Here is a 17,555-nt window from a genome sequence, read left to right as displayed (position 1 = left end):
TCTACCAGTTCAGTATAACAGAGTGCTGCTGACAGCGTTATGTCAGGAAGTAGACGGCAGCGGGATAAATAATAAGAAATTCGGGTATATTTGGGGGTAAAGAACTTTTTCATTAGAGGATGAGAATTAGTGGCCTTGGAGCGGTTAGTGCTTATATGCGTGTGGGGAGTCTGTGCTGCTGCGGCGCTTCTGTTCATTCCCAGGCATCGAATTCGAGAGGCGATGCCGTATTTCTTTTTCAATCAATTGCTGACGTGGGTAATCAGTTTGCTGCTCGTGGAATTTGGTTTATTGGACAATCCTGTTCGTGAATTTCCCTTGGCAACCGGGAGCAACTTTACGAACAACTACATCCTATACCCTCTAATTGCAACGATGTTTTGCTTGTATTACCCCGTGCATTCCCGATGGTTATCGAGGGTGGGGTATCAGCTGCTGTTTATTGCGGGGCCCAATTTATACATATACTTCATTGCACTGTACACACAATTGTTGCTTATGAAAAGCTACAGTATGTGGATGAACGTACTTATTTTTTTCGCTGGCATGAATGCAACGCGTCTATATGGAAATTGGTTTTTGCAGAAGTCCCTGCTGAAAGGAACGTCATGACCGTGCCCCTTACCATAGAGCGAATTATTCTTTCCATCGTATGGCTGCTGTGCGTGGTTGCGCTCTGCCTTGTGCCCAGGCACAAAAGACGCGAAGCGCAGATGAGCTTTCTTTTTATGCAATTTGTAAGCTGGATCTTGGGTTTGGTTGTTGTTGAACAGGGCTGGCTCCTCTATCCAGATAGAGAGCTGCAAAAGAACATGACAAGCTTCACCTTTGAGTTCTTTGCTTACCCGACAGTGGCGGTCTACTTGAACTTGTATTATCCGAAAGAGAAAAGCGCAGCGTTACGGTTTTTTTACATCCTCCTATTTCCGATTGGCATTAGCGTTCCCGAGATATTCATTGAAAAATATACAAAGCTCATTGATTATGTGACATGGAAGTGGTATTGGACGTTTTTAAGCGTTTGGGTGACGCTGTATCTATCGCATGGCTTTCATTGGTGGTACTTTAAAAAAGGTCAGAGGCATCGCATCTCCGGTATGTAGCGGATAATCAGCAGCAATTCAGTTACGAGCTATATTTACAAAAAATCACATTAAGGAAGAGGGAAGAGTCATCTGTTGATGGCTCTTTTTGTCGATAAGGCAAGGTACATGGCAAAAGCTACGGAACTCATCGAAACATGGCGGAAAGTATTCATTGCAAATAGGTCGTAAAGGTCCTATATTGGGTTGGAAATATAAAGAAGGTGGGGAACGTAAAGTGGCAGTTATGCAGCAAATATCACTGACACAGCAGCTCAACATCAATAATGGTTCTCATATTCTCTATTTTTATAGTACTCCGGAAGGATACCTTCAGAATGCTGTGTCCTATATCAAAGCTGGCTTGGAGCTGAACCAGCATGTCATTTTTATTGATAGCGAAGAAAGAATTGTGCACGTACGAGGGATGCTTCAAAGAGAACTGAAAGAAGAGCAGTGGGCATTCATTCATTTTGTAAATAATTATGAGTTTTACCGCATGTATGACGATTTCCGGTTCGAAAAAATTCTCCAAAACCTAAGTGACATGATCCAGCCTTATATCGAAGGCCAATTGGAGATTAGGCTGTGGGGGCATGTAGATTGGCGCATGCAAGACAGCATTCAGAGTAAGTTGAATTTATATGAATGCAAATGTGATCTGACACTCGCAGAATTAGGCTATTTAACGGTTTGTGCTTATGATGGGTCTCAGGTGCCTGCCAGCATTCAGCTAGATATGATGAGATGCCATGAATATATGATGACGGATCATGAACTGATCGTTTCCAACTTGTACAGGCAGGGCAAGCAGGAGAATAGAACGCTGTTTCCCTCACTGTCCGTGCAAGCGGAGCTGCAGTCCGAAATGGATTTGTACAAACAAAAGCTGGACTTTGTTCACGTTGTTTCCCATGAAGTGCGTAATCCCTTGACGGTTATCAAGGCATATGCCTCCCTCGTGCAGAACAAGCTGGAGGACTCTGGGGACCGCGAGAAGCTTAAAGCGATTTGCGACTATGTCGATGAGATTGATAATGAAATAACGCATATTATTAATACCGAACAGATGCTGTCTGCAGATTCATTTTGGCGAAAAAAGCTGATTCTTCCCTACAACTTGCTTCTGGAAGTTGTACAAATCATGGAGGTAAAGGGGAGAACGCAGAACATCAAGCTGCACACGGATTTTCAATTAACTGGCAGGGAAACCATTGTTGCTAATGCCATTGGCTTTAAACTGATTGTCTCCAATTTGCTGAGTAATGCTATCAAATACAGCAACGAAGGGGATCATGTTACTTTCGAGGTCAAAAGGTCCGGAGGTAGCTTGGCGCTAGTGGTGGAGGATCACGGCATCGGGATGACAGAGGAGCAGATGAAGCTGCTGTTCCGCAAATATGAGAAGTTTAATGAAGAACGAAGCGGGCAAGGGATCGGGCTATTCATGGTCAAAAAGATCGTGGATCACTTTGGCGGAAAGATCGATGTGAAAAGTAAGCCGGGGGTAGGCACCTGTATTACGGTTACACTGCCTATAGCGAATTGAACAACGGCAAGGCTCTAAGGCCTGAACATACACAGGATAGGAAAAACCCCGCCAACCGGTATATTCCGGTTAACGGGGTTTAGGTTGTGTAGACAGAGTAAGCTCTACATTAAGCGTTGATGATGTATTGGTTAACTGTCGCCTTAATCTGCTCAAGACGTCCGGACTGGTTGACAATGTTGTTGTTTTGAAGCGCGTAAGCTTCCAAAGTCTTGAAGTTGGCTTTACCGGCTACGATGTCAGCACCGATACCGGATTTGAAGGAACCGTAGCGAGTATCGAGAATGTTATCGAACACGCGGTCTTCGATCATTTTGGCAGCAACTTGCAAGCCGCGGGCGAAGGAATCCATACCTGCAATGTGTGCATGCACAACGTCGATCGGCTCGAAGGATGTACGGCGAACCTTCGCGTCGAAGTTTACGCCGCCGCGGCCGATTCCGCCTTCGTTAAGAAGGATTTCGTACATAGCAAATGTCGTAGAATACAGATCCGTAGGGAACTCATCAGTATCCCATCCGAGCAGCAAATCGCCTTGGTTGGCGTCGATGGAGCCAAGCACACCATTGATGCGGGCTACGCGGAGCTCATGCTCAAACGTGTGGCCAGCCAGTGTTGCGTGGTTTGCCTCCAGGTTCAGCTTGAAGTGTGGCAGCAGATCATACTTTTGCAGGAACGAAAGCGTTGTTTGAGCATCGAAGTCGTATTGGTGCTTGGAAGGCTCTTTAGGCTTAGGTTCGATCAGGAACTGAGCATCGAAGCCGATTTCTTTTGCATAATCAACAGCCATATGCAGGAAGCGAGCCAGGTTATCAAGCTCAAGACCAAGGTCTGTGTTCAGCAGAGTCTCGTAGCCTTCGCGACCGCCCCAGAATACATAGTTCTCAGCGCCGAGTTCTTTACCGTGCTCAAGCGCTTTTTTCACTTGTGCCGCTGCATAAGCGAATACGTCAGCATTGTTCGTAGTAGCTGCGCCGTGAACAAAGCGAGGGTTCGTGAACATGTTAGCTGTGTTCCACAGCAGCTTTTTGCCGCTGGATTTCATGTTGTCTTTGATCAAACCGACGATTTCATCCAGGTTTTTGTTTGTTTCTTGCAGTGTAGCGCCTTCTGGAGCGATATCGCGGTCATGGAAAGCAAAATAATCAACATCAAGGATGTTCAAAAGCTCGAAGCAAGCTTCAACGCGTGCTTTCGCCAGGTCCATACCGGAATATTGATTCCAGGAACGCTGCATAGTACCGCTACCGAACGGGTCGGAGCCGTCTGCGGAGAAGGAGTGCCAGTATGCAACTGCAAAGCGCAGGTGCTCACGCATAGTCTTGCCCAACACGACTTGGTCTGGGTTGTAAAATTTAAAAGAAAGCGGATTCGTAGAAGATTTGCCTTCGTACTTAATCGTTGATACGTTACCAAAGTAGCCCATCGAGATGACCTCCGATATATGGATAGTAGAAGTATGAATTGCTTATGAACCCATCATAGCATCAAATGTTTAGTTTGTAAATTCATTAAACAAACTTAGTTCGTGCATAACGAAGATGTTCGTGTTAAAATCAGTTCATACTGCAATAGGATGACAAATTTCGAGCATTTTCATTCGTGGGGGCATACAAGTATGAAGCAAACAGGGGATCTCAACCTGGTTAAGAAAATAAATAAATCCATCGTGCTTCACCATATCCGCACCAATTCGCCGATCTCCCGCGCACGAATCGCCGAAGTGACAGGACTGACCAAGGCGACCGTTTCAAGCCTCGTGAACGAGCTGATCGAAAGCAGCCTTGTTGAGGAAATCGGCGTCGGGCAGTCCAGCGGCGGGCGTAAGCCGATGATGCTGCTGTTTAACGGCACCGCAGGTTACGCAATCGGCTTGGACCTTGGGGTGCAGGATTGTCTGGCGGTGCTGACCGATTTAACCGGCAAGGTGATTGAGGAGTATATCATTGAACATAACAATGACTCGGTAGATAACGTGGTTAACGTGCTTAAGTCGTGCATCAGCGAGCTGATTGGTAGGGCTCCGGAGAGCGTCTACGGCATTGTGGGCATCGGCATCGGACTGCCGGGCATCTGCGATGATGAAGGCAACCTGCTGTTCGCCCCAAATTTAGGATGGGAGAACGTCCCTCTGCAGCACATCATTGAGAAGGAATTCGGCATTCCCGTTGTCATCGATAATGAAGCGAATGCAGGCGCGGTAGGAGAGCGGGAATTCGGAGCCGGCAAAGATACGGCCAATCTGATTTATATCAGCATCGGTATCGGCATCGGAGCCGGAATTATTATTAAAGGGGAGCTGTATCGAGGGGCGACCGGATTCTCCGGCGAAATCGGGCACATCTCCATTCAGCATGACGGGCCCAAGTGCCGCTGCGGCAGCCTAGGCTGCTGGGAGCTGTATGCTTCCGAGCATGCGCTCCTGCAGCAGGCGCGCGAACTGTCCTTGCCGGGCGGCGAAGATGCTATCGATGTGGATGAATTGCTGAAGCTGGCAGATGAAGGCAACCCGGCTGTCATCCAGCTGTTCGAGCGGCTGGGTTACTACTTGGGCATCGGGGTCGTCAATGTGATTAACGGCTACAATCCAGAATTCATTATCCTTGGCGGGAGGCTTACGGGAGCGGAGAAATGGCTGAAGAAGCCGATGATGGCTGTGCTCGAGCGAAGAAGCCTGCCTCATCCGAGGAAGCAGCTGTCCGTTGAGTTTTCTCAATTGGATGTGCGATCAGCTGTATTGGGGGCATCGTCTCTGGCGGTGGCAAAGTTCTTTGCCGACGCTGAGGTTACGGTGGAGCGGAGCTAAGGGGAGATCACGTGGTGTTTCCGTGCGGATGTCCTTCGATGGAGGTTCAGCTGTAGGGGAGATACTGTGAACGTTTGAGCGTGTGGCGGTAGATTTGGCATATAAGGTTAGGCAGACAAGACAAGTACTCCATATACAGCGGTAGTCTAGGACTTATTGGGTCCAAGGCTGCCGCTGTTGTTTTAAGCGGGTCTTCAACAATTACGACATGCGTGAATGGTCTTTAGCATCATAAGTCGTGAGGAATAAACTTAGCGGATAGCCCTTTAGTTTTCATCGGTTAATAGGTATCAGTTCTCATCGCTGAAAAGCGTTAAACCGCGTACCCTGATTCGTCAGCGTTCCCCTGTCTCCTTCTGCGATAAGCCCGTACTCCGAGCCGCTCAGCTGTAGTTCCAGTCGCGACTGGTCGTCGAACTCGAATGTTACGAAGTAAGAAGTACTGGCGCTTGAATTTTCGGATCCGCCCCATACTTTCGTTCGTTTCGTGACGACTGTTGCATCCCTTCTTAGCACAGGCGACGAATTATTTCGCGCCCAGATATTGATCCCGTTTATCACTGAAAACACGATCATTCCAATTATAATTAACGGAATCAAGACAAACATCGCTTTAAAAATCAACGGCGGTCCATCAAACCCCATCGGCATAACAGCAGCACCCCTCTTTTGTAAAATTTTTCAAGTGTTATCTTTTACGATACTCCACGCCCCAAAGTTTCAACTTGAAGCTGAAGTTCCCTAAAAGTTTCCGACGACCTTTGTGTTACCACACGAACCTGCCCTTTAGATCAACGATAGAAAAAGCAGTCGCCGCGGTGGCAAACTGCTCCTGAATGATTGAACTAAAGGTCGTTTAGTTTAATAAACATTGAATAATTATAGCTTGTTGTACGAAAAGTAAATCTTTTTTAAATGTATAGCCAACGAAGTATTCAGAAGATATGACTTCCTCACTTACTTCCATCGCCCGAAAAAAGGGCGGGCACGGATTCAATAGTGCTCCATTTGGAGCAAGTTTCATTCTCTCAAGCGTGACTTGGTACTCTGCTATGTACTGTTCATTTCGAAATTCATCAGGTAACGAATCTGTTAAAACAACTTCGCTTACTTTAATAATTTCGTCAAGCTCCGTGTAGAACTGATAATTATCTGAGTCGGTTCTTAACTCATGACCTTTCAAACAAACGTGATTAAACTTGAAATCCAACACTTCTGCTGCAGTTAACCATGATCTGCAAATGTTTCCTGCTGGTCCGACGAAAGTGTAAGAAAGATTCTGAAAATGTTCCTTTCTTTTACTTATAGCATATAAGTCTGACAAGACTTCGCATGGATGATTAACACTGGTCATTGCATTAATTACAGGAATTTTTGAATGGCTAGCCAAATCCCTTATTTTAGAAAAATCAGCATGCCTTACAATCACCCCGTGAGCCCAATTTTCGATGTACTTAATAACATCTTTCAATTCTTCCTTTTTGTCCAGGGCTTCTGAGGGGAACATTATACAGTCGCCACCTAAACTTTTTATTCCAATTTCAAATGTGATTCTTGTCCTTATGCTTGATTCAGGGAAGAATAAAACAAATGTTTTTCCCTTTAAGAAATTCTCGTGCATGCCCGATTTAATTTCGTCTGCTGAGCTGAAAATTCTATAGATGTCATCGCTTGACAACTCATTAATGTCTAGTAAGTTCAATTGACCACCCTTTTTTGTATAAAAATACAACTTTACGTATATTTATACTATTGAAGATTTGGTTTGTCCACTATTTTTCAATTAATAATTTTGCTAGTTAGATTCACTAGTGTTGCATAAAAAAACCACAAGCCAATTGTCACATTATTCTGAATAAAATTCTCGGCTCATAGACCAAAAGGTCGAAGTCCTGTCAGAAGGTAGCCTTTATCCATTTGGTAATTTTATGGTAATTGCTTCGTTTTAGCACCAACATCCAGCTTTATTTCGACTTTCACCCACTTGCGGACCTTCTTTCCGGTTGTCGATCTATCTGATCGATCCAGGTTTGAACTGGTTCCCAAAGTAAGGTCCTGAGCCACCGGTAGATTTGTAGCAAACTATGCTTCGACTGTGTTTCTAATTTCACCAACACCAGTAAGCAAAACGCGATTAACGCAGTCCAAACCTGGTTCATCACGGCCCGTTCAGTGGTTCCGTAGAACTTCTTAATCCGAATATGTTGCTTCAACCATTTGAAGAATGTCTCGATCGCCCAACGTTCCCGGTAAATCTGACCTATCTCCTCTGCTTTTAGGTCAAATCGATTCGTTAAGATAGCCACTGGGTTCCCTTCCGAATCTACGGTGTGAATGAGACGAAGGACATTCTCCATCCTTTTTTGCGGAGTGCCCACATATACCATCTCGTCGGAAAGCACCGCACTCTCAGCAGGAAGCTGAAACGAGTCGATGGACCGAATCACCGCATTTTTCTTCGTTCTTGTGACGAAGAAGATGCCGCGATCGCAGTAATCATCGAACTTGGCGTAGTCGACATAGCCTCGGTCGTAGACGTAAGTAACACCGATCTCGTTAACTAGAGCATCCATCTGAGTACGGTCATTCTTCTTAGCTGGCGTAATCGTTACTTTTTCGGGTACTACAGTATCATCGTCCATGTACTCCAATCGAAAATGAAGTTTGATCCCGGCCTTGGTCTGACGAAACTCCGCCCATTTGTACTTCTGTAAGCAGAGTCCGATTGTCGTCGAGTCAATGATCTTGAAGTCCTTTCGGAAGACAGTAGGAGATGTGCTACGGCGAATGCGTGCGACGAGCTCGGAGAAGACACTCTCAAGTGAAGCAGGGTCTACCTGATTGTGCTTCCGGCATAATTGAGACGCTGAGATGGAGCTTAAACCAAGTTCTTTCTGAAAGCCTTTCGAAAGTACATCAACGGCAATATCTCGCAGGGCATCACGCTGTTGGATTTGTGCATGCAGGAACAATTTAAGATAAGCAATTGTGGTTAGTTTTTTAACATACTTATCCTGTCCGGTCATCGCGATACGATCCGTGAAGGATTTCGTACAAATTGGAGAAATCCATTTACCAAATGAAGAAAATAGGGTATTCTTGTCCATGGGTTGATCCTTTTCGGTGGATTATGGACAGTACTACCTGTCATTCCATTGTAAAGGATCTTTTTCTGTTCGAATGTCTAAATAACAGAAGATTGTGAAGATTCAGAGAAATTTAATGCAACGCTAGTGAGTTAGATTAATTCCCACGTAGAATTCCACATTAAGTTCATTGGACACCCCAATCAAGTGCATCATTCCTCTCTCCACTACCAAAGACTTGGTACAATTGGAGCGGAAAACAGGTATAATAAAAAGATAAATTTTACCATTTGGTAGACGAGATAGGGGAGTGGCTATGCCGGATTGGTCCTATCATTCCATATTTAAACCAATGCTGTTCCGTATGCCTGCAAAGCTTGCTCGGGACATCACCCTCTTTACGATGGGAACGCTAAGCAGAATGCCGGGAGGGCCGCTTGTCATCCGGACAATGGGGCATATGGAGCTGACCTCCATATTGTCCGGCGAGCTGGCCGGTGTGCCGATTGCGTACCCGGTCGGATTAGGCGGGCGGCTGGATCCGCATGGCACGGCCCATCGGGCGATGGCTCAGCTCGGCTTCGGTTTTATCGAAGTCGGTCCCGTGACGGTGCAGGCGATCCAAAGGGACGAGCCGATTCTGCGGGAGGTGGACGATGAAGCCATCGTCTACCCGGATGGGTACGAGAACGATGGCGCAGACCGCATCGCCGAGCGCATGCAGCGCGGCAGCGGACACCGGCTGCCGCATTTCTTTCGGCTGCGTCCGATGCCGGGACGGACGCCGGAGCAGGCTCTTCACGAGTTGCGCGAGCTGCTCGTGAAGCTGGCCCCTTACGCGTCGGGGTTTTACCTCGACGCGCTGGATGAAGGATGGCCGCCGGAGCAAGCGGCGGCCATCCTTCTGCAGGCGCAGCAGCTTGCCGGCGAAATTGCGCTGGGCAAGCCTGTGCTGCTCTACGTGCCGCTGGATGCTTCGCAGGCGGCACTAGAGGCCCTTGCCGGCAGCGGCGCACTGACGCGCTGCCAAGGCGTGGCGCTCGGCGAAGCCGTGCGCCAGGAGGGCGGCGGCAGTTGCGTCGCCGCCGATGCCCTTGGCGCATCGCTGAGCGCGGTGCGCCGTCTGCGAGCGCTGCTGGCGGAGCGGCAGCCGCTTGTCGCCTGCGGCGGCGTACACCAGCCGCAGGACGCCCGCGAGCTGCTCGCCGCAGGCGCGGACTGCGTCCAGCTGCACAGCGGGTTGGTCTACGCCGGGCCCGGTCTCGCGAAGCGGGTCAACGAAGCGGTGCTCTACGACCGCCTGTGCCAGCTGCCCGAAGCGAAGCCGTATTCCTTTTGGGCGAACTGGGGCTGGATGTATCTTCTTGGCATCGGCATGCTGATCGGAGGCGTGCTCGCCTGGCTGATCGCGGCATCCAGTGTGCTTTTGCCGTACGATGAGGTCTTTTTAGGCGTGAAGCGCCATACAATATTAGAATGGAATCCTAGGGTGCTGCACTTCATGTCACACGACCGGATTACGCTGGCCGGGACGATGATGTCGATCGGCATCTTTTATACACAGCTGGCCCGCCATGGACTTCGGGAGGGGCTGCACTGGGCCAAAACAGCCGTATTCGCCTCCTGCGTAGTCGGGTTCAGCAGCTTTTTCCTCTATCTCGGGTACGGTTATTTCGATCCGCTGCATGCTGCGGTAGCCGCTGTCCTGCTGCCGATGATGCTGCTCACGCTTCGGGGACTTTCGGACAGGCCCTCCCGTAAGCCTCCCGGCTTTCTGAATGACCGGATATGGCTCAGGGCGCAGTGGGGACAGTGCTGTTTTGTTGTGATGGGGGTGGCCTTGGCTGTTGGAGGGCTTAGTATTTCCTTCATCGGGATTACGGGCGTATTTGTGAGCACGGATTTGGACTACCTTGGTCTCAGCCCACAGCAGTTGTCCGCCTGGAATGATCGGCTGATTCCGCTGATTGCCCATGACCGGGCTGGGTTTGGCGGAGCGCTCTTTTCCCTATCCATAGCCATCACGGCGGCGGCCTTGTGGGGGGTCAATAAAGGGGAAGCTTGGCTGTGGTGGACGTTCCTTTACGGAGGATTACCGGGGTTTACAGCTGGACTATGGGTGCATGCACATATCGGGTATACCGACTTTATTCATCTGCTGCCTGTGTATGTGGCCATCGTTTTATTTGCGGCGGGCTTGATCTTGACCTTTCCTTATTTGATGCGAGGGACTGGCAGGGGGGCGGAGTAATATCGGCGAGTATTTCTCATAGAGGAGCTGCGAGAATGAGTTTGAAGAACGCAATAATGCAGCATCCGCTAATAAAGATTACACGGCTGCTGCATTACGTACTTGCATAGCTAATTTCCAACTTGTCAAAATCTACTTTCAGTCCGGTCCGCAGCATGTAGTCTATTCCTATGATGCCATTAAATCCATATGGCTCATGAATAGAACCTAGCTGTAAATGAAAATAAGGCAGGATTACAGAGTCAATCCGAATATTGTGCACCAACTGCTCGTAACAAGCCTCACTGGTTCCGCCGATTCCATACATCCGCTTTACATTTCCGTTGATGAAGTCAGGATACAAGCCGATTACCGCGAGTGCATCCGTATCAAATACAGTAGCAGCACAGCCGGTATCAAATAGCACGTCGGTTAATTCAATGGTACGATGATTATATGCGATGGATAGGGAAACAATTGGCAGCCCATGAATCATCTGAATCTGCATCAGTGCTGTCTCACTCCGGAAAAGAACTCTTCAACCACCTCAACATCTTCACGGCTGGTATGGAAGATATAAAGCTCCCGTCCGGGGTCTTCTTTGTGAAATTGCTTGTACCCTTCCCAAGCTTCCTTGGCATCCTGATATTCGTTCACTACAGACATTTCTTCAATGGTTCGAATCCTGTTCTGGGAGGTGGCTTTAAGAGCTTCGACCAGTACAAGACGATTCGGATGGACTTTTGTGATTTCATTCCATTTCATGATGGATCACTCCTTGTACTTGAATAATAAAAGTATACCATACGCACTGAGGGAGAACATCGACTGTATGTTAATCCACATCACCTATATCGTGCAAAAGTAACCCCGACATCGTGCAAATTTTGAACAGGGAGAACCGCCCATGACCAACAGTCTCATTGTGGTATTTATTTTGACATTAATTATCCATACAGCGGAGACGCTGTCTTATTCGGTACGTTTTGCCGGTGTGAAGCTGAACAAAATCGCTGTCGCTCTTTCGCTGACCGGGATCATCGTGCTGGTCTCCCGAACTGCTAACTTAGTACAAGCTCCTTTGACTGCCAAATTCGTGGATTTTGCGAACAAGAACCCCTCCTTTGATCTCTTGGAGAGCCTTCGGGTTATCATGTTTGCTTCCTCGATCGGAACCATTGTTGCTATCGCTCTTTTCCCTACCTTTGTGCATATATCGGGTCGTGTCATCTCCAAGCTGGAGGTCGCGGGCTCCATTCCTAAGCTGATTACCAGCGTAACGGTTGATCAGCTCAAGAATACGAAGCATTACATCAAGAAGCCCTCCATCAAGCAGCTGCGCCAGTTCCGCTATCTCGATGTCCCCAAACGCTTCATTCTGCTGAACGTGATCGTTACGGCCTTCTACACGGTCGGGGTACTGGCTTCTTTGTATGCCGCACATCTGCTTCCGGACCATACGGCAACGGCCTCCCAAGCCTCCGGTCTGATTAACGGGATCGCTACGATCCTGCTTACGTTATTCATCGACCCTCAGCTTGGACTCATTACGGACAAGGCGCTGCGTGATGACAAATACAAGGATCAGCTGGGCAAGGTGTACGTGCTGCTCATGACCAGCCGGTTCTTCGGAACGCTGCTTGCTCAATTCGTGCTGCTTCCTTCGGCGTATTTGATCAGTGTTGTAGTGAAGCATATTTAATTTATGGAATGATTAATGGTACTGCCCCGTAATGTTCTCATCCACATCTTTATATAATTTCGTGAGAAGCACGATTTGTCCCGCGTGGTAACCGTAGTGCGCAGCAACCTGGATGAGCAGAAGGCGGATCACTCTGCGATCGTAGGTCTCGTTTTCCAATGCCTGTGTTCGGTGCATGTGATTCCAGTCCTCTAGAGAGTATCTAATCTCAACTTCCCTGTCTAAATCCATTTCGGAAAGACTTGCTAATATATCAGTTGATTGGCTTCGGGTTTGCACCAGTAGGTTCTGCAGCTCTTCCTTGGTTATCCCGCCTTCAGGCTCAAATTCACCTCGGGAACGTTCTCTAATAAACGGTTTGCCGCCGATGGCACTGACGAAATTTTGATACTCGTTTCCAGCTAGATGCAGACAAAGGTTGCCGATACTATTCGTGGAAGCCTTCTGTTTGTGCCAAATCAAGTCATCATCAAGCTGCCCCAGGCTCTTTATCATGCGATCAAGCTGCTTATTCATGTCATTGAGTATGTACTTCACGATATCCAGCATAGCTAGCGATCCCCTCCCGGCTAAGATCATCTCTTGTATAAAATCTAGCGAAGCACCTTCCGGTTATTCAAATAAGACGGAGGTACTGCGAGACTCAAGCATCTCTAACGCGCATTGCTCCAGTAATGCAGCCGCTTTCCGGTACAATGCTCCTCCTAAGCTAAGTCGACGGACGCCCAGTTCCCGCAGCTTATCAAAATCTGCAAGGTCCGAATGTGCCATCACATTGAGTGGTGCGGATGTGCAGGAAGCGATAAGCTTGGTTTCTGCTTCATCCTTTAACCCAGGTACGAAAATCCCGGATGCGCCGCTCTCCACATAAGCTTTTAGCCGAGCCTGTGTTTCATGAAGAGGATTTATATTCAGAAGATATGCGTCAATCCTGGCATTGATAAAAAAGTCTTCGAAACCGTTGCTGTCTAGAGCTCCTCGGATTTTTGAAAGAAGCTGGCATTGCTCCGTGAGCTGCTTTAGCCCCGTTTCCCCCTTCAAAGAGTCCTCGATATTGATACCGGAGGCTCCTAGATGAGCGACCTTTAATACGTTGCTGACAATGGCCTCATCGCTATGTCCATAGCCCGATTCTATATCTGCTGTGACTGGGACGTTCACATGATCAACGATTCGCCCAATCACAGCTAGCTGAAGATCAAAATCGATCTCTTCCCCGTCGGTGTACCCCATACTGGCAGCGATTCCCCAACTCGTTGTGCCTATTGCTTTGAAGCCGGCCTTTTCGAGAACGCGTGCAGAGGGCAAATCCCATGCGTTTCCAAGGACAAGTAATTCATCGGATTGGTGAAGCTTTTGAAACTGTTCATTTTTGCTCACGTTCTTTTCCTCCTTGATCTATGTGTAAAGACATTCAACAATCAAAATAATACCACATATTGGAATTCCTCTGTCTGTTAATTTAGTAAGCCTGTCACACTCCCAAACTAGCTGATCTATCTTCTCAACGGGACATCCAGAAGATCTGATATTTATATTTGAACATAGTTCAATTATGATAGATAAAGTTAGCTGGATGATAGGCTCCATAGACACTAGATTTGTAAATAGGGGAGAGACGTTGTGGTTTCTGTAATTCTTCACGCACTTATTTTATCAATAGGCTTGATCATGCCGCTTGGCGTGCAAAACTTTTTTGTGTTTACGCAGGGGGCGGTCAGAGAAAGAAAGCTGCATGTCCTGGTCATTGTGATTGCAGCTTCACTGTGCGATACGGCCTTGATTACGGCTGCAGTACTGGGTGTGTCGGTTGTCGTCTTTAGCTTTGTTTGGATGAAGCTACTGCTGGTGATTGTTGGCTTTGTGTTTTTGATGTACATGGGCTATGGTGCTTGGAAAACAAAGCCTGAGTCCAGCAGGGAAGTCCGGCGTGACGCACAAATTGGTAAGCTGGTCAGCTTTACCGTGATGGTGTCGCTGCTCAACCCGCATGCGATTCTGGATACGATCGGCATTATCGGTACCAGCTCCTTGCAGTACCAAGGCGTGTACCGTGTTGCTTTTACATTGACGTGTGTCTGCGTTTCTTGGATGTGGTTCTTTTCTTTAGCTTTGGCTGGACGCTGGCTTGGGCTTCGAGACACCTCCGGCCGATGGCTGGGTTACTTGAATAAAATATCCGCGCTAGTGATGTGGGCGGCAGCTGTGTATTTGCTCAGCAGCTTGTTTGAGTAGTGTGTTAGCAGGGGTGGTGTAGGGAGTGCAAAGGGACAGGGCGTGGGGATGGATCTGCCCTGATCGGCGCCATCTTAGCTAAGTCAGTCGACTATGGGGCTGGAATACTTACTCCCTTGTCCACTATCTCCTTGATAGCATCAACAAGCTTGGCGTCAGTCACATAGTAAGTATCGCCAACGGAATTGGTGGTAAACGACATTTTGGCGGTGTTCCCTTCCAAAAGGGTAACGGCATAAAGAAAACCGTCTTTCTTGCTTTGATCTGGTGAGCGGGTGAACTCTATATCCTGAACTGACTTCAGCCATTCTTGTATTTGCTTAGGGTCGCGGTACATTTTTTTCTCACCTGTTGCTCCAATCGTTATGTGTATTTCGTCCACCTGCATGAGATTACCGGGATAAAGATCGCGAAGTTTCTCGGGAGAGTGTTCGGAACCGGTGCAACCTGCAGTGAAAATCAAGATAAATAGCCAAATCAAAAGAGTTTTGAACATTCAGCTTTTCTCCTCCGCAGTTGATGATACATAGTTAACGTTATAGGTTGCCATAATGTTTCCAGTGAACATATGTTTACTCAACCAGCTGAATTTGTCCCTGCGGTATCCCGCATAACGGTGCAAAGATAGTCGGGTTGAAGAGTTCGGCGTCTGCTATGCTTGGTAGGAAGGGAGGTTATCCTGTTGGATTCGCTTGCGAATATGAATCATGCCTTAGCTTATATTGAGGAACATTTGTCGGAGGAGATTGATCTTAAGGAAGCTTCTAGGCTTGCGTATTGCTCGGAATATCATTTTTCCAGAATGTTTTCTTTCCTGGCTGGGATTACGCTGTCCGAGTACATTCGGCGCAGACGCTTGACTCTTGCCGCTTTTGAGCTTCAAACCACCCATAGCAAAGTGATCGATGTGGCGTTGAAGTACGGCTACCAGTCTGCGGATGCTTTCTCCAGAGCATTTCAAGCTGTGCACGGAATTCCGCCTTCCTCGGCCAAAACGCAGGGTTCCTTATTAAAAGCGTATCCCCGCATGACCTTTCAGCTCACCATTCAAGGAGGCAGTGTCATGAACTATCGGATTGTTGAAAAAGGTCCTTTTCGCATCCTAGGTATTACGCGGAGGGTTCCCATCGTGTTCAGCGGTGTGAATCCACAAATTGCAGAGATGTGGAAGTCACTGGACGGGGAAACCATAGCTAATCTAAAAAAGCTTTCCAATGTCGAGCCTTTGGGGCTTGTTCAGGCATCGATCAATTTTTCCGAAGGGCGTATGGAGGAGCAGGGGGAACTCGATCATTATATCGGCGTGGCTTCAACTAAGGACTGTCCTGAACATATGGCGCAGTTGGAGGTGCCTGGTTTGACCTGGGCGGTATTTGAGTCGGTCGGGCCGTTTCCTGAAACACTGCAGAACATATGGGGGCGCATCTATTCGGAGTGGTTTCCTCAAGCTAGCTACGAGCTCGCCAAGGGTCCCGAGATGCTGTGGAACGAAAGTAAGGATATCACTTCATCAAGCTTCAAGAGTGAAATCTGGATCCCTGTTTTGAAAAAGGCACCTGCAGGTGAGGCGTAGTTCGGAGAATGTAAGGCAGGACCCAGGCACCTTTTCATCAGCACAGAGCTGAAGGAAGGGTGTTTGTTTATCCTTGTCCTGTTCCAGCGTTACCGGTACAGATGTGAGAAGATCCCCTAACTTTGATATACTGGTAAAAAAGCAACCAATCTACGCTGGAGGCATAGAGAAGCATGGATACATCTAAATACGAAAAGCATTTTTCCAATGACCGTTTCTGGGAAAAGGTCAAAAAACACGCCAAGGACGCGGGGGCCAAGGTCGTCTACGCCGGTCTGCTGTTGTTCTATGCGCTGGAAAGTAAGAAAACGCCGCTTAAAGCCAAAATTCAGATCTATGGAGCGCTGGGCTACCTGATCCTGCCGGTAGATCTGGTGCCCGATGTGGTGCCCATTGCAGGGTACGTAGACGACCTTGGCGCCCTTGGACTTGCACTTGGTGCTGTCGCCATGAGCATTGATGCGGAAGTGAAAAAGAAGGCGAAGGATAAGCTGGTGGAATTCTTCGGTGAAGAAGCGGGTAAGAGCCAGGACATCATCGACATTGACGGACAACTGGTCGATGAGATGAATCCATCGAACGATGAGGAAGCACACAAGTAAGCCGCGCGAGGGGACCTGATGACGTCGGGTCTTTCTTTTTTATACGCTGCATGTAGAAGCGCATCTAATCGAGCAGGCAGGCCAGGGGCTGCCGCTGGAGCATCCGAATTTGGTTAACGGAATTACGCTGCGATTTGTAAACAAACATATAGGAGAGAAGGACGCGTATGACTATCCAGATTGCTCGGCTTGATCATCTCGTTTTGACGGTTCAAGATATCGAGGAGACGTGCCGATTCTATACGGAAGTACTTGGGATGGAGCTTGTAACCTTCGGCCAAGGCCGGAAGGCGCTCTCTTTTGGACAGCAAAAAATCAATTTACACCAATACGGACAGGAATTTGAGCCTAAAGCCCAAAAGCCTGGGCCGGGTACAGCAGATCTCTGTTTCATTACGAACATGCCTCTGCCTGATGTGGTCGAGCACTTGAGGCGTATGGACATACCGATTGAGGAAGGGCCTGTTCCCCGTACAGGAGCTGCTGGCCCTATTGTATCTGTCTATGTGCGTGACCCTGATTTCAATTTAATTGAAATATCTAATTATATGAAGCCAAATCCATGAGCCAGCCTTTTGTAGATTTAGATCATCATGTGCGATTGTTTCTAGATCGTGTCCAGTTGTGGGAAATTGTTGGAATTTGGAGTGGGAGACGAAACAAAAGCCGCCTCGTTTACGTAAATAAATG

Annotated in this window: 19 protein-coding genes; 10 read left to right on the top strand and 9 right to left on the bottom strand. The window is 47.9% G+C overall.

Features of this window, described 5'->3' with window-relative positions; genetic code table 11:
- The first annotated feature begins 135 nt into the window (after positions 1-135).
- From L0M14_RS25900 to L0M14_RS25890, 3 genes are all read left to right on the top strand, one after another.
- Positions 136-612 (top strand): CBO0543 family protein, encoded by a 477-nt coding sequence (locus L0M14_RS25900; protein WP_235119314.1) that lies wholly within the window; start codon positions 136-138, stop codon positions 610-612.
- Positions 613-614: 2 nt separating this feature from the next.
- Positions 615-1,103, top strand: coding sequence for a CBO0543 family protein (locus tag L0M14_RS25895; protein WP_235119313.1), 489 nt, complete (start codon positions 615-617; stop codon positions 1,101-1,103).
- Between the two features lie 226 nt (positions 1,104-1,329).
- Positions 1,330-2,631 (top strand): MEDS domain-containing protein, encoded by a 1,302-nt coding sequence (locus tag L0M14_RS25890; protein ID WP_235123035.1) that lies wholly within the window; start codon positions 1,330-1,332, stop codon positions 2,629-2,631.
- A 109-nt stretch (positions 2,632-2,740) separates the two neighbouring features.
- On the opposite strand, the gene xylA is transcribed toward L0M14_RS25890, so the two are convergent.
- Positions 2,741-4,057, bottom strand: a complete 1,317-nt coding sequence (gene xylA, locus L0M14_RS25885) for a xylose isomerase (RefSeq protein WP_235119312.1) — start codon at positions 4,055-4,057, stop codon at positions 2,741-2,743.
- A 192-nt stretch (positions 4,058-4,249) separates the two neighbouring features.
- Here xylA and L0M14_RS25880 point away from each other — a divergent pair, with 192 nt between their 5' ends.
- Positions 4,250-5,437 carry an ROK family transcriptional regulator gene (locus L0M14_RS25880; RefSeq protein ID WP_235119311.1) on the top strand — a complete coding sequence of 396 codons (1,188 nt, stop codon included), beginning with the start codon at positions 4,250-4,252 and terminating at the stop codon, positions 5,435-5,437.
- 297 nt (positions 5,438-5,734) lie between these two features.
- Here L0M14_RS25880 and L0M14_RS25875 read toward each other — a convergent pair whose 3' ends face one another.
- The 3 genes from L0M14_RS25875 to L0M14_RS25865 form a co-directional block, all read right to left on the bottom strand.
- Positions 5,735-6,088, bottom strand: a complete 354-nt coding sequence (locus tag L0M14_RS25875) for a DUF2500 domain-containing protein (RefSeq protein WP_235119310.1) — start codon at positions 6,086-6,088, stop codon at positions 5,735-5,737.
- Positions 6,089-6,293: 205 nt separating this feature from the next.
- The gene (locus L0M14_RS25870) at positions 6,294-7,139 is read right to left on the bottom strand and encodes an ornithine carbamoyltransferase (RefSeq protein ID WP_235119309.1); all 846 of its coding nucleotides are present in this window, start codon (positions 7,137-7,139) and stop codon (positions 6,294-6,296) included.
- A 274-nt stretch (positions 7,140-7,413) separates the two neighbouring features.
- Positions 7,414-8,544: an IS4 family transposase gene (locus L0M14_RS25865; RefSeq protein ID WP_235119308.1), complete on the bottom strand. Its 1,131-nt coding sequence runs from the start codon at positions 8,542-8,544 to the stop codon at positions 7,414-7,416.
- Positions 8,545-8,839: 295 nt separating this feature from the next.
- Here L0M14_RS25865 and L0M14_RS25860 point away from each other — a divergent pair, with 295 nt between their 5' ends.
- Positions 8,840-10,774 (top strand): dihydroorotate dehydrogenase, encoded by a 1,935-nt coding sequence (locus L0M14_RS25860; protein ID WP_235119307.1) that lies wholly within the window; start codon positions 8,840-8,842, stop codon positions 10,772-10,774.
- A gap of 94 nt (positions 10,775-10,868) precedes the next feature.
- Here the strand turns inward: L0M14_RS25860 and L0M14_RS25855 are convergent, their stop codons facing one another.
- Positions 10,869-11,261 (bottom strand): hypothetical protein, encoded by a 393-nt coding sequence (locus tag L0M14_RS25855; protein WP_235119306.1) that lies wholly within the window; start codon positions 11,259-11,261, stop codon positions 10,869-10,871.
- Positions 11,261-11,518: a hypothetical protein gene (locus L0M14_RS25850; protein ID WP_235119305.1), complete on the bottom strand. Its 258-nt coding sequence runs from the start codon at positions 11,516-11,518 to the stop codon at positions 11,261-11,263. The genes L0M14_RS25855 and L0M14_RS25850 overlap by 1 nt, the downstream gene beginning before the upstream one ends.
- 142 nt (positions 11,519-11,660) lie before the next feature.
- Here L0M14_RS25850 and L0M14_RS25845 point away from each other — a divergent pair, with 142 nt between their 5' ends.
- On the top strand, positions 11,661-12,455 hold the full coding sequence (locus tag L0M14_RS25845) for a lipid II flippase Amj family protein (RefSeq protein WP_235119304.1): 795 nt from the start codon (positions 11,661-11,663) through the stop codon (positions 12,453-12,455).
- A gap of 12 nt (positions 12,456-12,467) precedes the next feature.
- On the opposite strand, the gene L0M14_RS25840 is transcribed toward L0M14_RS25845, so the two are convergent.
- The gene (locus L0M14_RS25840) at positions 12,468-13,004 is read right to left on the bottom strand and encodes a DinB family protein (protein WP_235119303.1); all 537 of its coding nucleotides are present in this window, start codon (positions 13,002-13,004) and stop codon (positions 12,468-12,470) included.
- A gap of 63 nt (positions 13,005-13,067) precedes the next feature.
- Positions 13,068-13,835: an isocitrate lyase/PEP mutase family protein gene (locus L0M14_RS25835; protein ID WP_235119302.1), complete on the bottom strand. Its 768-nt coding sequence runs from the start codon at positions 13,833-13,835 to the stop codon at positions 13,068-13,070.
- 243 nt (positions 13,836-14,078) lie between these two features.
- Between L0M14_RS25835 and L0M14_RS25830 the strand changes: the two genes are divergently transcribed.
- On the top strand, positions 14,079-14,690 hold the full coding sequence (locus L0M14_RS25830) for a LysE/ArgO family amino acid transporter (RefSeq protein WP_235119301.1): 612 nt from the start codon (positions 14,079-14,081) through the stop codon (positions 14,688-14,690).
- Between the two features lie 91 nt (positions 14,691-14,781).
- On the opposite strand, the gene L0M14_RS25825 is transcribed toward L0M14_RS25830, so the two are convergent.
- On the bottom strand, positions 14,782-15,186 hold the full coding sequence (locus tag L0M14_RS25825; protein ID WP_235119300.1) for a hypothetical protein: 405 nt from the start codon (positions 15,184-15,186) through the stop codon (positions 14,782-14,784).
- A 186-nt stretch (positions 15,187-15,372) separates the two neighbouring features.
- Here L0M14_RS25825 and L0M14_RS25820 point away from each other — a divergent pair, with 186 nt between their 5' ends.
- From L0M14_RS25820 to L0M14_RS25810, 3 genes are all read left to right on the top strand, one after another.
- Complete coding sequence (locus L0M14_RS25820; RefSeq protein WP_235119299.1) at positions 15,373-16,263, top strand: AraC family transcriptional regulator; 891 nt, start codon at positions 15,373-15,375, stop codon at positions 16,261-16,263.
- A 173-nt stretch (positions 16,264-16,436) separates the two neighbouring features.
- Positions 16,437-16,865, top strand: a complete 429-nt coding sequence (locus tag L0M14_RS25815; RefSeq protein ID WP_235119298.1) for a YkvA family protein — start codon at positions 16,437-16,439, stop codon at positions 16,863-16,865.
- Positions 16,866-17,032: 167 nt separating this feature from the next.
- Positions 17,033-17,431, top strand: coding sequence for a VOC family protein (locus tag L0M14_RS25810; protein ID WP_235119297.1), 399 nt, complete (start codon positions 17,033-17,035; stop codon positions 17,429-17,431).
- Positions 17,432-17,555: the final 124 nt, after the last annotated feature.

Source organism: Paenibacillus hexagrammi (genome assembly GCF_021513275.1).
Taxonomy (GTDB): Bacteria; Bacillota; Bacilli; order Paenibacillales; family NBRC-103111; genus Paenibacillus_E; species Paenibacillus_E hexagrammi.
This window is presented reverse-complemented; position numbering and strand designations above follow the sequence as displayed.

Excerpts from the sequence above, each read along its gene's own strand:
- L0M14_RS25875 (WP_235119310.1), bottom strand. The coding sequence starts at position 6,088 with ATGCCGATGGGGTTTGATGGACCGCCGTTGATTTTTAAAGCGATGTTT.
- L0M14_RS25860 (WP_235119307.1), top strand. The coding sequence starts at position 8,840 with ATGCCGGATTGGTCCTATCATTCCATATTTAAACCAATGCTGTTCCGT.
- L0M14_RS25845 (WP_235119304.1), top strand. The coding sequence starts at position 11,661 with ATGACCAACAGTCTCATTGTGGTATTTATTTTGACATTAATTATCCAT.
- L0M14_RS25815 (WP_235119298.1), top strand. The coding sequence starts at position 16,437 with ATGGATACATCTAAATACGAAAAGCATTTTTCCAATGACCGTTTCTGG.
- xylA (WP_235119312.1), bottom strand. The coding sequence starts at position 4,057 with ATGGGCTACTTTGGTAACGTATCAACGATTAAGTACGAAGGCAAATCT.
- L0M14_RS25890 (WP_235123035.1), top strand. The coding sequence starts at position 1,330 with ATGCAGCAAATATCACTGACACAGCAGCTCAACATCAATAATGGTTCT.
- L0M14_RS25850 (WP_235119305.1), bottom strand. The coding sequence starts at position 11,518 with ATGAAATGGAATGAAATCACAAAAGTCCATCCGAATCGTCTTGTACTG.
- L0M14_RS25865 (WP_235119308.1), bottom strand. The coding sequence starts at position 8,544 with ATGGACAAGAATACCCTATTTTCTTCATTTGGTAAATGGATTTCTCCA.
- L0M14_RS25855 (WP_235119306.1), bottom strand. The coding sequence starts at position 11,261 with ATGCAGATTCAGATGATTCATGGGCTGCCAATTGTTTCCCTATCCATC.
- L0M14_RS25825 (WP_235119300.1), bottom strand. The coding sequence starts at position 15,186 with ATGTTCAAAACTCTTTTGATTTGGCTATTTATCTTGATTTTCACTGCA.
- L0M14_RS25810 (WP_235119297.1), top strand. The coding sequence starts at position 17,033 with ATGACTATCCAGATTGCTCGGCTTGATCATCTCGTTTTGACGGTTCAA.
- L0M14_RS25880 (WP_235119311.1), top strand. The coding sequence starts at position 4,250 with ATGAAGCAAACAGGGGATCTCAACCTGGTTAAGAAAATAAATAAATCC.
- L0M14_RS25840 (WP_235119303.1), bottom strand. The coding sequence starts at position 13,004 with ATGCTGGATATCGTGAAGTACATACTCAATGACATGAATAAGCAGCTT.